Origin of the sequence: uncultured Clostridium sp., assembly GCF_947036855.1 — a bacterium.
In the GTDB taxonomy this organism is placed as follows: Bacteria; Bacillota; Clostridia; order Clostridiales; family Clostridiaceae; genus Sarcina.
The window spans coordinates 1-15472 of the sequence record NZ_CAMQRY010000058.1; the positions used below are offsets into that span (position 1 = coordinate 1).

Sequence of the window (15472 nt, forward strand, 5' to 3'; positions counted from 1 at the left end):
GAATATATTATAATTTGAAATATTTACTTAGATTCAAATTATAAATTTTTAACTTCATTATATAAGTCTTTAGTTTCTGTGGGATTTTTATAGGCTATAAGATATTGTGTTTTATTAGTTTTTATAAAGAGAGCATTGTCATTTACATTTTTGATAAAACAATGAGTATCACCATAACCTTTTAAATAATTATATCCTGAAATTCCGTTAGGTGTTACACCACCGCCATCTTTAAAAAGTACAAATGGTGAAGTGTTTAGTAATTTAACATCAGTTATATCTATTTTAGGAATTATAGCATTTCCCCAACCAACTATATCTATATCATTTTTTTCTATTGTGACTGTAAATTTTTCATTTATTGTCTTATTTAAAAAATGAACACCTATCAAAGGACCGCCTATTGCAAGCCCCATTATAATTGCAAAATATATAATTAAGTATTGAGGTTTTAATTCTTTTTTTGTTGAACTCATTATAAAGCCTTCTTTCTTTTAAATATAGCTAGAATTTTAGACTATAAAGAAAATCGTGTAAAGCTTGTATACTACAGGGGTTATATAACTTTTTTATGACTTTAAAAAATATTTGATATTACTAATTAGAACTTGATAGTAAAGGTAAAGATTTTAAGAATATAGTGAGATTTAAGTAGGATTTAATATATAACTTCATATTTTTTGTAAGTTGAGTAAGTTTTTACATAAGTTTATACTCTGTTTAAGAAAAATAAAAATATTAAATTGGGGGATACAGTTATGAAATGTAGATGGTGTGGTAAAACCCTTTCAGAAGAAGAGATTGCACTTGAATTAAGATTTGGAGGGAAGTTTGATAATTTCAAATGTTGCTGCCCAGAGTGCTTAGAGAAATTAAGTGTTTTTGATAAGGAGTTTAAGAAAAATGGTATTTGTATTGGAATCTTATCACTTATTGGATTTGTCGGAATGATAGCTTTAAATATTATATATATGGCAAATGGTATAAAGTCATTTCCTTATGGTTCATTTGCATGGTTTGGATTAATAGTTGGAGGAACTCTTTTAAAATTTAGAATTAGTTCAACAAAGAGTAATGATAAGGTTAGTATTAAAGGTGGTATTTTACTTGGAAAAATAATAGGAATAATATTTTTTGTTATAGGGCTAATATTTGGGATATTAACTATAATACAATTTGTATAAGAAAATAATAGAAGCCACTCGCTGTTGAGTGGCTCTGTTTTATCTATAAGTAGGAGTATCTTTTAACTCAATTTGATTTAGATATCTGCCTTCTGTTTCAAATATTATAATTATATTTTCACCATTTTTAAGAAGTGGAGCAGGGATGTAAAGATAGTTATTTATTCCTTTGTCCCAGAATCTACCTAGGTTAAAGCCATTTATAAAAGCTACACCTTTTGACAATCCTTCTGTTGATAGGAAGCTATCTCCTTTTTCTGAAACTTCAAATTTATATTCATAAAAGGCTGGGGTATTTTTTTTATATCCAAGTGAAAAGTCTACTTTTTCTATATTTTCAAGATTTAAAGGGTAATGTTCTATATCAGAATGCATATGGATATCAAGCATTACACCACCTTTGATTCCTTTGCTTTCTTTTGAGTCTAAAAGACTGCCACCATAGTTTATTCTTCCTAGGTTTTCTACAAGTATATCAAGAGTGTTAGTACCTTCATTTTCTAAAATAAGCTCTGAATTTGTACCTATGAAATTTTCTTTATACAGAGTAGAATGATGCTTTTGATTAGCAAATATTTGTGCTCTATCATCCATTCCTATAAGTTTGAATTTTTCATATTTTCTTTGACCTTCTATATTAAGCCTATATAAAACATAACCATATCCAGAGTTTAATTCTTCAAATGTTAGAGTTCTATCTGATTGTATAGTTTTTGAAATTGTATGAAGTGTATTGAATAATGATACTTTCCTTGAAAGTTCAATTTTTCCATAGTTGATTTTTTTGATTTGTGTAGATAACTTAAATTCTTCTACTGTTCTATATTTTTTTATAACTTCTTTAAATGTTATATATTTTTCAGTGACATCACCCCATTCAGTTAGAAGTGCATCATAGTCATAGCTAGTAGTTTGAGGGTCTATACCATCATGATAGCTACATCCATTAAAGAAATCAAAGTTTGTTCCACCATGGAACATGTAGATGTTTGAGTGTCCCATTTTAAGCATTTTATCAAATTCTATAGCCGATTCTTTAGGACATCTTTTTTTGATATCTGTACCATAATTATTAAACCAACCAATCCAAAATTCCATGCACATAAGAGGTGCTTTTATATTGTTTTTATCCATGAATTTTTGAAGTTCTCCAAATTGTTCTTCTGTTCTTGAACCAAAATTAGCTGTTGGAAGTATTCCATCTTCTATAAGAGTTCCACTTTCAAGTGCTTCTTGCCAAGCTCCATCTGATGTGAATAATGGTACAGTTACACCATATCTCGTCATAAGATTTTTCATATTTCTAAGGTAAGTTTTATTATTTGAGAAAGAACCATATTCATTTTCGATTTGCATCATTATAATATTTCCACCCTCGGTCATTTGAAGTGGAGTAACAAGTGGTAGAAGTACAGAAAAATATTTATCAATTTTTGATAAAAACTTTTCATCATTACTTCTGATTCTTAGATTTTTATCTTTAAGTAACCAGTAAGGAAGTCCACCAAAATCCCATTCAGCACAGATATATGGAGTTGGTCTTAAAATTACAAGTAGTCCAAGCTTTTCGGCTAGTTTTATAAAGTGAACTAAGTTTTTTCTTTTAGATGTAAAATCTATCTTACCTTCATGTGTTTCATGGAAGTTCCAAGGTACATAAGTTTCAACTGTATTGCACCCCATAAGTTTTAGTTTTTCTAGTCTATCTTGCCAGTATTCTGGTACAACTCTAAAGTAGTGTATTGAACCAGAGATTATTTTAATTTTTTCATTATTTAAATAGAAATCTTCTTTAATTTCAAATGTATTCATTATTAAATCCTCCAAATTATAAATAGTTATTTTATTTAATTAGTCAGATATAAGCAAAACTTTATCTAAGCTCAGATATTCTTTATAAAAGTTTCCTATTATATAGTGTTACTTTTATAGAAAATGTTAGAGTGTCACTTTAGATATTTAAAGCAATTAGTATGCCATTTAAATTGTGTCTAGTGTCATGGTTTTAGCTTTATAGTGTCTTTGAAGAAATAGAGAATGGCTTAAATACTAGCATTTAAAAGATGGCATAGTACTTGCTAATTATATTGGCACAGAGATAAATACTTACTTAAAATGATTATAAATAAAAGGAGATAGATATAAATGGATATAAGATATGCAAACCACCCAGAGGATTCAAAAAGATATACAACTGAGGAACTTAGAAGACATTACCTAATGGAAGAAGTTTTTAGAGCTGATGAGATAGCTTTAACATATAGCCATGTTGATAGAATTATATTTGGTGGGGTTAAACCAGTTGAAACAGAAGTTGTTTTAGAAGCAGGAAAAGAAATGGGCGTTGATTTCTTCCTTGAGAGAAGAGAGATGGGAATTATAAATATTGGTGGAGCTGGAAGTGTAATTCTTGATGGCGAAGTTTATGATTTAAATTCAAATGATGGATTATATATAGGAAAAGGAATTAAAGAAGTTAGCTTTAAGTCAGTTTCAAAAGAAAATCCAGCTAAGTTTTACATTAACTCAGCACCAGCTCATAAGGAATACAAGACAGTTAAGATAGAGTTTGCTAATGCTAATCCTGTTAAGCTTGGAGAGAAGAAAAGTTTAAATGAGAGAACAATTTATCAGTATGTTCATCCAGCAGTTTGTGAGAGTTGTCAATTACTTATGGGACTTACAATGCTTGAGCCAGAGAATGCTTGGAACACAATGCCTTGTCATACTCATGAGAGAAGAATGGAAGTTTATTTCTACTTCAATATGGAAGAGAATACAAGAGTGTTCCACCTTATGGGAGAGGCAGAGGAAACAAGACATTTAGTAATTAAAAATGAGCAAGCTTTAATATCACCAAGTTGGTCAATTCACTCAGGAGTTGGAACAAGTAATTATACATTTATTTGGGGAATGTGTGGAGAAAATCAAACATTCAACGATATGGATGCAATAGAAATGGATAGGTTAAAGTAGGAGGGAGATATAGATGACAAATTTTGATTTTTCAATGGATTTTTTTGGACTAAAAGATAAGGTTGCTATTGTAACTGGTGGAAATACAGGGATTGGACTTGCTTATTCAGTAGCACTTGCTGAGGCTGGTGCAGATTTAGTAATAAGTACATTCGATAAAAATTGGGATGAAGTTAGAGTTTTAGTTGAAGCTAAAGGTAGAAAAGTTCATTTTGTACAAGGTGATTTAACTAAGGTAGAGGATAGAGAATTGTTAGTTAAAGAAACTATGGAACAGTTTGGTAAAGCAGATATTTTAGTTAATAATGCTGGAACAATTAGAAGAGCGCCACTTCTTGAATATAAAGCAGAAGACTGGGACGCTGTTATGGATATAAATCTTAATGCTGTTTATCATTTAAGTCAGGCTTTTGCTAAAGTTATGGTAGAGCAAGGAAGTGGGAAAATTATAAATATAGCTTCTATGCTTTCATTCCAAGGTGGAAAGTTTGTGCCTCCATATACTGCTAGTAAGCATGCTGTTGCAGGGATTACAAAAGCTTTTGCTAATGAACTTGCATGTAAAAATATACAAATTAATGCAATAGCACCTGGATATATTGCTACTGCAAACACAGCTCCAATTAGAGCTGATGAGAAAAGAAATACAGAAATACTTTCAAGAATTCCAGCAGATAGATGGGGAGAAACAAGCGATTTAATGGGCGCTGTTGTATTCCTAGCTAGTAGGGCTTCAGATTATTTAAATGGTCATATTTTAGCAGTTGATGGTGGTTGGCTTGTAAGATAATTTAATAAAAATTAAAAATTTGTATAGCCTGTAAGTTATTTGAATATAAATAATTTATAGGCTTGTACGATAATAAGGTGAAGGAAGTTTTAGGAGGGATATTTATGAGAGAAATTTTGGTTGATATTAATAAAAAGTTTGAAGAAGTCTTTGGCTATGGTTCTAGTGAAAATTATTTTTCACCAGGTAGGGTAAATCTTATAGGCGAACATACTGATTATAATGGTGGTAATGTTTTTCCTTGTGCTATAAACTTTGGTACTTATGCTGTGGTAGCAAAAAGAAATGACAATAAAGTAAGAATGTATTCTATGAATTTTGATGAACTTGGAATTATAGAATTTAATTTAGAAGCTCTTGTAAACGTTAAGGAGCATAATTGGGTTAATTATCCTAAGGGGGTAATGTGGGCTTTTGCAAATAAAGGGATGACTATTAATTCAGGATTTGATGTTTTATTCTTTGGAAATATTCCAAATGGAGCAGGACTTTCATCTTCAGCTTCTTTAGAAGTTTTAACAGGGATTATACTTAGAGATTTATATGGGTTTGAAGTTTCTAATAAAGAAATTGCATTATTATCACAAGAAGCAGAGAATAAATTTATAGGTGTTAATTGTGGAATTATGGATCAGTATGCTGTTGCTATGGGAGCAAAAGATAAGGCTATGTTCCTTGATACAAATAAAATTAAACATGAGTATGTAAACTTTAAATTAGATGGAATGAAGATAGTTATTGCTAATACTAATAAAAGGCGTGGACTTTCTGATTCAAAGTATAATGAGCGAAGAAGTGAGTGTGAGTCAGCAGTTGAAGATTTAACAGATGTTGTTGATTTAGAAACACTTGGAGAACTTAATGAAGCTGAATTTGAAAAGTATTCTAAAGCTATAAAATCTGAAGTTAAAAAGAAGAGAGCAAAGCATGCTATTTTTGAGAATAGAAGAACTATAAAAGCAGTAGCAGTTTTAAAGGATAATAATATAGAAGAGTTTGGAAAACTTATGAATGCATCTCATAAATCTTTAAAGGAAGATTATGAAGTTACAGGAATAGAACTTGATACTATTGTAGAAATTGCACAAAAGGCAGAAGGAGTTATTGGTGCAAGAATGACAGGTGCTGGATTTGGAGGATGTGCTATAGCTCTTGTTAAAGAAGAGTTTGTAGAAAAATTTATCAGCTTAGTTGGAGCAAAGTATAAAGAGGCTATAGGATATGAAGCTACTTTTTATGTTGTAGAAGTTGGAGAAGGTGCTAGAAAGCTTTAATTTTAAAAGTCTCATATTTTATATGGGACTTTTTTGTTTTAATTTAAGAGGAGGGGTTTAAAGATGAATATAAATAGAGATATAGATAGGCTTATAACATATGGACTTGATAAAAAACTGATAGAGAGAGAGGATGTAGTATTTTCAAAAAATAGAATTATGTTTATTTTAGGTTTAGATACTTATACAGAAAATACATCAATGGATTTAAGCTATGAAAATATAGAGGGTATATTAGAAAGTATTTTAGAATGGGCTATTCAGAGTGAATTAATAGAAAATACAGTAACAGAGAGAGAACTTTTGGATAGTAATATTATGGGAGTTCTTATAAAAAGACCATCAGAAGTTATAAAAGATTTTTATAGTTTATATGAAAAAAGCCCAAAGGAAGCAACTGATAATTATTATAAATTTAGTGGAGATACAAATTATATAAGAAGAGAAAGAGTTAAAAAAGATTTAAAGTGGGTTACAAAAACAGAGTTTGGTAATTTGGATATAACAATAAATATGTCTAAGCCAGAGAAAGATCCACTTGAAATTGAAAGAGCTTTAAAAATGCCACAAGGGGATTATCCAAAGTGCTTATTATGTAGAGAATGTGAGGGATATAGTGGAAGACTTAATTATCCATCAAGAAGTAATCATAGATTAATTCCTATGAATTTAAATAACGCTGAGTGGTTTATGCAATACTCACCATATGTTTACTTTAATGAACATTCTATAATTTTAAAGAATGAGCATACTCCAATGTCTATAAATAAAGATAGTTTTACAGAGATTTTAGAGTTTGTAGATAAGTTTCAGCATTATTTCATTGGTTCAAATGCAGATTTACCTATAGTTGGAGGTTCAATTTTAACTCATGATCATTATCAATCAGGAAATTATACATTTGCTTTAGATAAAGCTCCAAATATTCAATTATATGCAGTTGAAGGATATGAAGATATTGAAATTTCAAAGGTTAAATGGCCACTTACTGTTATAAGAACAAGGTGTGAGAATAGAGAAAAGCTTGCAGATTTTGCAGATATGATTTTAACAAACTGGAGAGGATATTCAGATGAAGCTGTTGATATATTTGCTTTTACAGATAAAGAGCCACATAATACAATAACTCCAATTGCAAGATTTAAGGATGGGATGTTTGAACTTGATTTAGTTTTAAGAAATAATAAAAGGACAGAGGAACATCCTTTTGGAATATATCATCCACATACAGAACTTCATCATATTAAAAAGGAGAATATTGGACTTATAGAAGTTATGGGACTTGCTGTGCTTCCATCAAGACTAGATAAAGAGATGGAAATAATGAAAGAATATCTTTTATCAGAGAGTGAAGATAAACTTGAGGAATTAAAAGGACATGAGCAGTGGATTAAAGAGATAAAAAGTAGAGAAGTTATAACAACGGTTAATGTAGAAAAAATAGTTAAAGATGAAATAGGAAAAGTATTTTTAGAAGTTTTAATGCACTGTGGAGTTTTCAAACTAGATGAAAAAGGTAGCAAGGCATTTGATAAATTTATATTGGAACTAAATTAGGAGGGCATAATTTTGAAGAGTATAAAAGTTAAGAAAGTATATGAGAAAGATGGTAAAGACATAAATCAATATACTTTAAGAAATAAGTATATTGAGGTTAAAATTTTAGATTTTGGTGGGATTATAAGAGAAATAAATGTTTCAGGCAAAGATGGAAACAAAGAAAATGTTGTTTTAGCTTATGATAATATAGAAGATTATTTTGAAAATCCATCATATTATGGTGCATTAATTGGAAGAACTGCTGGGAGAATAGCAGATGGGGAAGTAACTATTGATGGAAATAAGATAAACTTAAATAAAAATTATGTGGTAAGTAATTGTCATGGTGGTAATGATGGCTTTAATAAGAAGTTTTGGAATGTAAAAGCTATAGAATCAAAAGAAGAATCAAGATTAATACTTTCATATTTCTCAGAAGATGGGCAAGAAAATTACCCAGGAAATTTAAGTGTAAAAGTTATATATAGTTTAAATTCAGACAATGAGTTTAAGATAGAATATATTGCAAAAGGGGATAAAACAACACTTGTTAATATGACAAATCATTCATATTTTAATCTAAGTGGAAACTATAAATATGGAATAGAAAATCATGATTTATATGTAAGTTCAGATAGTATTCTTGAAATTGATAAGGATAGTGTAGTAACAGGAAATATAATTCCTACAAAAAATACTGCCTTTGATTTTACTGTGAAAAAGAAAATAGGACAAGATATAGATTCTGATAATGAGCAAATAAAACTTGGAGCAGGATATGACAATCCTTTTAATCTTATAGGTGAAAAGAAAATGATTTTAGAAGATTCGGTTTCAGGAAGAGGGTTAGAAGTAACAACAGATAATAATACAGTTGTTATATATACAATGAATTATCCAGATGGAATAAAAGGATTAAATAATGTGGAGCTTAAAAGAAGATATGGAGTTTGTCTTGAAACGCAAAGTAAACCAATAGCTTATAATGAAAAATTCAAAGAAGAATCTATTTTAAATGTAGGAGATATATATAACAAATCAACAGTATTTAGATTCTATAAAATATAATAATTCTAATTAAGGAAACTATAATTTGTTTAGTTTCCTTTTTTTATGATAAAATTTAAGTTATAACAAAAGATAAAAGGAGAAATAAAATGGAAGAAAAAATAATAGAATATGAAATATTTGACCATCCAGGAATGATATATAATTGTGAGAAAAAACATTATTTTTCAAAGAAAGATAGTGTTGAGGGAATTATAAAATATTTAGAGAATGAATTTGAAGTTACTGTTAAAGAAATAAATGATGAGAAAAATAAAGCTCTAATAATAGTCGATAATACAAGTAGAGGTGCTATGGATGAACTATATATAAAAATAGAAGAAGTTAACTATGAAAAAGTTTGTTCTATGATGGTTCAATCGGTAAAAGCTTTAGAGTGTTTTATATTTAAATTTGAATAAAAATTTACAAAATAGTTATTATAGTAGAAGTATTTTATAAAAGAAAGCAAAAAAACATATTAATTTATATCTATAGAGATAGTAATATTATTAATTTTTAAAATAGTAGTTATATGTAAGGATATATATATTTGTTTAAAAGTAATTCATTTGTTATAATCAAAAATTGAAATCTTAAATATAGCTTAATTAATTTAATTTAAGTTAATAGATTAAGCTAAAATAAACTAATAGGAGCTTTGTATATGTATTTTTATGATTTAGGGACAGTAATATTTGTTTTTATAATACTTATTTATAGTACACTAAAAACAAATTACATATTAGAACATACATATGAGAAGAGAAAGTATTATGTATATTTAGTGTTAATGATATTAGTTGCAATTTTCAGTAGTATAGTTGCAAAATTAAGTATACTACCTATAATAATAGCGTATACATTTTTTACAATATTTATTTATAAAAATAAATTAGTAGAAAAATTAATTTATTTAGCGATTATGTATTTTATTATTTTTACTATAAATGCATTTTTGATATCCGGAACAATAGTACTCTGTTCATTTAAAGGTGATATAGAAAATTTTATATTTAGTTATAGCCATAGTATTTTTGTTGTAGCATTTATAATAATATATCTTGGAGTAGAAATAAATTTATTTGGTTTTTGGAAAAGTGGATATTTCTTTTGTGATTTTTTTGAAGGACGTAAAAGCTATAGAATAAATTTATTTATAATAATATTTATGTGCTTAAGCATTAGTGGAATAATGCTTGAACGCAATTATATACTTGGTGGAACGTTAGTTGGTTTCACAGATATAATTATAATACTTTTAGCTGCTTTTATGATTATGGCATTATATAAAATAAATTTAGATGCTAAAAAATATTTAACTTATAAAAATAATAGTAGCAGGCAACTCAAATCAATTAATGAGAATTTCCAGAATACTAATATTACAAATGAAGAGAAGAGAATACTTTATCATGATATAAATCATCATTTGTATACGATTCAATATTTAATTAGTAATAAAAAAATATGGAAGGTTGAAGAGTACATAAATAATTTGAGTGATAAGATTAAAAAAGTAGAAGAACAGAAAATTTGTGAAAATTATATATTAAATGGGATATGCTTAATAAAACAAAAAAAATGTATGGAGAAGAATATTCGTTATGAATTTGATATTATTGCTAGTGAAAATTTAAAGATAGATGATTATGATATATCAACATTATTTTTTAATATTTTAGAGAATGCAATTGAATCAAATCTAAAGATAAGTGATAAGAAAAAAAGGTTTATAAAATTAAGCGTTAGAGAGTATGGTAATAGTTTAGTTATAAAAATGTATAATGCTAGTACTATTGAAAATAAAATAAACATTATGAAAACAAGCAAGGTAGATATTCAAAATCATGGATTTGGGACTAAGAGTATAAAAAACACTGTAAATAAGTATAGTGGTAATGTTAAATTCGAAAATAAAGATTATATTTTTACTACTCTTATTTATATACCATATGAATAGATAAAAATGTAAAGAAGGTGATAAAATGTTAAATATAGCTATTTGTGATAATGAGGAAGTTTATATTTGTGCAATACTTGAAATACTAGAGGAACAAGTAAGTTTGATGAATGTAAAAATAAATTTTGAAAGTTATAATTCAGCAGAAGAGTTATTAGAAGTTGTAGAGGAAGAACCTTTAAAATATCCAATTATGTTTTTAGATATATTTATGGATAAAATGACAGGAATAGAACTTAGTAGAAAAGTTAAAGAACTAAATAAGAGTATAGATATAATTTTTATTACAAGTACAAAAGAATTTGTCTTTGATGCTTATGATATAGGTGCACTTAATTATATATTAAAGCCTATTGATAAGAATAGGCTTCAAGAACAGTTTTTAAGAGCAGTAGATTTAGTTAAAGATAATAAAAAAAAATTTGTAATAAAAAAAAATTCAGAGATATACACGATTAATATTAGCGAAATAATTTATTTTGAGGTTAGAAATAGAATTATAATTGTTGAATATATAGGTGGTAAAATAGAGTTTTATGGAAAAATTAGTGATGTAGAAAAAGTACTTTTAGAATATAATTTTATAAAATGCCATAGAGCATACATAGTAAATCCTAAGTATATTTTTAAAATTAGTAGCTATAATATTGTATTAAAAGATGAAAGAAATATTCCTGTTAGTAGATTAAAAGGTGGTAGTGTGAAAAAAAAATTTATGGAATATATAGAAAAATAGAAGAAGGGGAGTTTAAAAAATTTGAAATAAAACTAAAAAGAAGAAAGGAAAAATAATACCTAGCCAGTGCTAGGTATTATTTTTTTGCTTTTTTGTTTTTTTGTTTAGTGTGATTAACATAGGCATGAAGTAGTAAGTGAAAGTCAGGATGTATGTGGTGATAGTGCCAACTACTAGCTAAGAGTAAGGGGAACTATCGTTAGATGGAATCTGAAGGAAGCTTAAGGGGAAATCTTGGTCTAAGGTATACAAATCATATTTGAGGCTGATTGTTATGGACGAGCTTGCTAAATAAAGAAAAATCTAAAACTATCTAAAATAACAATAAGTAAATGATGCAGATAGATGAGATCAAAGTGCATACTCTTACCTAGGGAGATCTAGTAGATATGTTTATAAGAATTAAATTTCTAATTACAACTTATATAGTGATATATAGCTGAACTGCTAGAAATTAGCAGAAGTTATAGTAGTGACACAAAGTACAAGCGTAATGAAGGATAGAAGATTAGGAGATTTACAACTTTAGAAAACTTAAAGAATTTACAGAGAAAGCAGATAACTCGAGATAGAGGTGATTTTACGAAGGTGGAAATGGAATTTCAAGATATGTAAAAGATGCAGAGTAATTTGGTAGCGTTGTTAAATAGGAATAGTGTAGTAATTAAATATTGTGAATTGAAAATTTTATTAAATTTAAATTCTTAGCTAAAAAAATATTTTAATAAGAGAATAATTACCTGAAAATGAGAAAATTAACTATTAACAACATTAAAGTTGTATTTTACATCTAATATAAAATTTAATATATATAAATTGTTAAAATATAGTATATAAAAATAATTATGAAAATTTATTTTCATAATTGAATAAAGGAGAAAATAAGATGAAACACAAAATACTTAATAGTGTTGGGGTGATTGGTTTAGCAGGTGCAACTATAGCAAATGGTACAGGAACTTATGTTTCTGCAGCTCCTCATAGAACTGAAACAAAAACAAATACAAATGATTCAAAAGAAATTACTCAACAAAAAGAAAAAGATAATACTGTAAATGAAAAAGAAAATAATAATATAAAAAAATCTAAAACTACTCAAATAGATAAAAAGGTTAATGAAAGTAAATCTAATCAAGTGAACAAAGATATAGTAGATATAAAAGAGAATAGTACTAATTTAGCAGTAGTCGCTTCTTCTATATTAAATGAACAAAAAGATTTACAGGTGCAAGTTGGAAATGCTACAACCACACAGACTGGTTCTAATATAAGTTCACAAGGGAGTAATCCTAGTTATTATCCAGGGAAAATATTTAATAATGGTGGAAAAATTCTGCTTAATGGAAATGTAGTTCATTGGCAAATACCTTTTTCATTAACAAGTTTAAGTGGTTCATCATATAAGGTTAAAAGCGTTGGCTTAGAATTTGGAACACCATATATAGCACCTATAAATGGGTCATCAGATTCAAAAGATATAACTTTCGATAAAAAATATTTTGAAGCAAATCCAAATAAAAATAGTAATAAATTAACAACTTTTTATAATTTTACTAATTCACCAATATCAGATGTAACATCATCATCTACAGGTATGCTAAATGGTAGTGCTAAAGTATGGGGAACTTGGAAAGAAGGAGTTCTTCCTAAAATGAATCTTGTAGTTACTTTAGAAAATGGAGAAAAAATAGTTAAGCCAGTTAACTTGCCGGTAAGTTACATAACTAATAAAAGTATACTAGTTATGGGATTAAAACCCATGTTACAAAAGGATAATAGCTCATATTATCTTACATTTAAACCATCAGATATGTTTCCATTAATAAATGTACTAGCTAATGAAAAGCATGTTAGTGCATCTACTTATAAATCAACAACAATAAAAAATGATATTGACTCTGTAACAGTAGGAGTTAATCTAAATACAACTGCAAGTAACTCTATAATTAATGAAGCTTCTAATTTTGATATTGTATCAACTAATAAGGATATAGTTGTTGAGAAAACAGGGGGAAGTCCTAGCGTAGTTAGTTATAAAATAACATTAAAAGGAAAAGCATTAGAAGATTATAAAAATGGAAATATAGAAAGTATAAAAAAAGATTTAGTAATAAAAACTGTTGGGAAAATTAAAGTAGCTTGTAATTTAACTGCTACAACTATATGGAATGCTAGTAGTGTTAAGTTGAAGAATAATGATCCACTTTATAGTAATACTATAGAATATAATACTAATTCAGAAAGTGAGTTTATACCTGTCCAAAATGGTTCTCTTTCTATAGTACAAAATACAAAGGCATATGGAGATCTACATCCACAATCATTCTCTACATCACTTAAAGCAAGTGGTTTAAATAGTACAGTAACAGATAAACAGTTTGTTATGTTAGGAGCAAATGGAGCGGGAATAAATGGATATTTAATTTTTGATAAATATCTTATGAATTACTTACCTAATAATGCTAAATATTATTATTTAAATCCTAGTGATATTTTAAACGCACCTAAAAATGTAAAAAATACATTAGATTTAGTTGAAAAAGGAAAAGGATATACACTTTCAGAAATAAAAGCTATGATTGCTAAAGGTGAGCCTGTTCCAAATTTAAATGTTATAGTATCTAATAATAAACCAGTAGATGGTAAAATTGATTTATCTAATAGATATATAACTAGTATCGTTTGTAAAAATTCATCAGAGTATTCAAAGGTATATCCAGCAGCTATGCAAATACTTCAATATAATAAAATAATATCAACTGATTCTAATACAGTCAAAGAACTACAAAAAGGTGATAATAAAGATCATGATATAAGTTTAAATAATGGAGTCATATTAACAGATGGTGGAGAATCAGCTGATATTGTAAGATATGGAAACAATTCTAGTGGATTATCTACTGGAGGTAATGTACGATCAATGAATTCAAGCTTAATATTTAATGATTATCCTTCTGGAGTATTACCATACTCAGCTGTTGGAAAAGTGCAACCATTAAGCGTTTTACTAGGACAAGGTTCTACTATTACAGGGAATAAAGGAATGGACCAGTATATTCCAAAAGGTAGTATATTAACTTTTAAAATAAATGGACCATTTAGTATTGTTGGAAATATTACGGATTCAGATAATAACACTTTGAAGTATGAAAAAGAAGGAAATACTCTTAAAGTTATATTTACTAAAAAACAACTTATAAATGGAGGTCAATATACGTATCACTTAAATATCCCTATAAAAATTCTTGAATATAAAAATAATTATAAAGTAAATTATATATTTTCTGATAATGGAAATCTTAAGTTAAATTATAATAATAAAATTGTTGATAGTTTAGGATATGGAGATGGTACATTTAACTTTAATATAAATAAACCTTCAACATCATATACAGCGATGAATAGTGTATCAATTTTAAAAAATAAAAAAGCAACTATTTATCATACATTATCTAATACAACGGATAATAATGCTGATATAATAACGATGTCATCTAACTTGGGTAACTATAATATGGCACATAAGTTAAAGACAGATAGTGGTTTAAATAGTTCAAGTATAGGTACTTTACCTACAGATGGAGTAGTTTATTATATAACGGAAAGTAAAGCAACACAAAAAGATAAAGAGATGCTTGAATCACCTAGTGCTAATATTATTAATGAAAATTATGATTATATAAAAGCCCATTGGACTAAATATACAGGTGGGACAGTTCCAACTAATGTTATAGGGTTTACTAGAGAATTTGAATTAAAAGCTAATTCAAGTAACAGTATAAAATATACTATGAATGCTGATATAAATTACAAAGGTAATGCTTATAGCCAGTATAAATATTTTAATAAGACTGTTAGTTTAGGATCAACTTCAAATATAGTTAAATTAACAAATAATATTTTGGTTTATGGTTCAGCTAAAATAACTGTAGTTAATAAAGTAACAGGAAAAATAATTAAGAA

At 27.5% G+C, this 15472-nt stretch carries 12 protein-coding genes; 10 read left to right on the plus strand and 2 right to left on the minus strand.

What is annotated here, in order from left to right; all coding sequences use genetic code 11:
• Window positions 1-38: 38 nt before the first annotated feature.
• On the minus strand, window positions 39-476 hold the full coding sequence (locus Q0V15_RS07480) for a PH domain-containing protein (protein WP_297437561.1): 438 nt from the start codon (window positions 474-476) through the stop codon (window positions 39-41).
• Between the two features lie 282 nt (window positions 477-758).
• On the opposite strand from Q0V15_RS07480, the gene Q0V15_RS07485 reads away from it, so the two are divergent.
• Entirely contained in the window at window positions 759-1184 is a 426-nt protein-coding gene (locus tag Q0V15_RS07485; protein ID WP_297437563.1) for a hypothetical protein, read from the plus strand.
• Window positions 1185-1223: 39 nt separating this feature from the next.
• Here the strand turns inward: Q0V15_RS07485 and Q0V15_RS07490 are convergent, their stop codons facing one another.
• Window positions 1224-2996: a beta-galactosidase family protein gene (locus Q0V15_RS07490; protein ID WP_297437565.1), complete on the minus strand. Its 1773-nt coding sequence runs from the start codon at window positions 2994-2996 to the stop codon at window positions 1224-1226.
• 333 nt (window positions 2997-3329) lie between these two features.
• Between Q0V15_RS07490 and kduI the strand changes: the two genes are divergently transcribed.
• The 9 genes from kduI to Q0V15_RS07535 all read left to right on the plus strand — a co-directional run.
• Window positions 3330-4160 carry a 5-dehydro-4-deoxy-D-glucuronate isomerase gene (gene kduI / locus Q0V15_RS07495; protein WP_297437567.1) on the plus strand — a complete coding sequence of 277 codons (831 nt, stop codon included), beginning with the start codon at window positions 3330-3332 and terminating at the stop codon, window positions 4158-4160.
• 13 nt (window positions 4161-4173) lie between these two features.
• Window positions 4174-4950 carry a 2-dehydro-3-deoxy-D-gluconate 5-dehydrogenase KduD gene (gene kduD, locus Q0V15_RS07500; RefSeq protein ID WP_297437569.1) on the plus strand — a complete coding sequence of 259 codons (777 nt, stop codon included), beginning with the start codon at window positions 4174-4176 and terminating at the stop codon, window positions 4948-4950.
• A 104-nt stretch (window positions 4951-5054) separates the two neighbouring features.
• A complete protein-coding gene (locus Q0V15_RS07505; protein WP_297437571.1) occupies window positions 5055-6224 on the plus strand; it encodes a galactokinase in 1170 nt (389 codons plus the stop codon).
• Between the two features lie 63 nt (window positions 6225-6287).
• Window positions 6288-7781 carry a UDP-glucose--hexose-1-phosphate uridylyltransferase gene (locus tag Q0V15_RS07510; protein ID WP_297437573.1) on the plus strand — a complete coding sequence of 498 codons (1494 nt, stop codon included), beginning with the start codon at window positions 6288-6290 and terminating at the stop codon, window positions 7779-7781.
• Between the two features lie 12 nt (window positions 7782-7793).
• Complete coding sequence (locus Q0V15_RS07515; RefSeq protein WP_297437575.1) at window positions 7794-8831, plus strand: aldose epimerase family protein; 1038 nt, start codon at window positions 7794-7796, stop codon at window positions 8829-8831.
• A gap of 89 nt (window positions 8832-8920) precedes the next feature.
• Complete coding sequence (locus tag Q0V15_RS07520; protein WP_297437577.1) at window positions 8921-9232, plus strand: hypothetical protein; 312 nt, start codon at window positions 8921-8923, stop codon at window positions 9230-9232.
• 245 nt (window positions 9233-9477) lie between these two features.
• Complete coding sequence (locus tag Q0V15_RS07525) at window positions 9478-10773, plus strand: sensor histidine kinase (protein ID WP_297437579.1); 1296 nt, start codon at window positions 9478-9480, stop codon at window positions 10771-10773.
• A 25-nt stretch (window positions 10774-10798) separates the two neighbouring features.
• Window positions 10799-11509 (plus strand): LytTR family DNA-binding domain-containing protein, encoded by a 711-nt coding sequence (locus Q0V15_RS07530; RefSeq protein WP_297437581.1) that lies wholly within the window; start codon window positions 10799-10801, stop codon window positions 11507-11509.
• A gap of 886 nt (window positions 11510-12395) precedes the next feature.
• Window positions 12396-15472, plus strand: a 3077-nt coding sequence (locus Q0V15_RS07535) for a hypothetical protein (RefSeq protein WP_297437583.1), incomplete at its 3' end; no start/stop codon positions are given.

Bases quoted from the DNA above. Each gene is read 5' to 3' on its own strand.
- Q0V15_RS07520 (WP_297437577.1), top strand. From the start codon at position 8,921: ATGGAAGAAAAAATAATAGAATATGAAATATTTGACCATCCAGGAATG.
- Q0V15_RS07505 (WP_297437571.1), top strand. From the start codon at position 5,055: ATGAGAGAAATTTTGGTTGATATTAATAAAAAGTTTGAAGAAGTCTTT.
- Q0V15_RS07510 (WP_297437573.1), top strand. From the start codon at position 6,288: ATGAATATAAATAGAGATATAGATAGGCTTATAACATATGGACTTGAT.
- kduI (WP_297437567.1), top strand. From the start codon at position 3,330: ATGGATATAAGATATGCAAACCACCCAGAGGATTCAAAAAGATATACA.
- Q0V15_RS07525 (WP_297437579.1), top strand. From the start codon at position 9,478: ATGTATTTTTATGATTTAGGGACAGTAATATTTGTTTTTATAATACTT.
- Q0V15_RS07485 (WP_297437563.1), top strand. From the start codon at position 759: ATGAAATGTAGATGGTGTGGTAAAACCCTTTCAGAAGAAGAGATTGCA.
- Q0V15_RS07530 (WP_297437581.1), top strand. From the start codon at position 10,799: ATGTTAAATATAGCTATTTGTGATAATGAGGAAGTTTATATTTGTGCA.
- Q0V15_RS07490 (WP_297437565.1), bottom strand. From the start codon at position 2,996: ATGAATACATTTGAAATTAAAGAAGATTTCTATTTAAATAATGAAAAA.
- kduD (WP_297437569.1), top strand. From the start codon at position 4,174: ATGACAAATTTTGATTTTTCAATGGATTTTTTTGGACTAAAAGATAAG.
- Q0V15_RS07480 (WP_297437561.1), bottom strand. From the start codon at position 476: ATGAGTTCAACAAAAAAAGAATTAAAACCTCAATACTTAATTATATAT.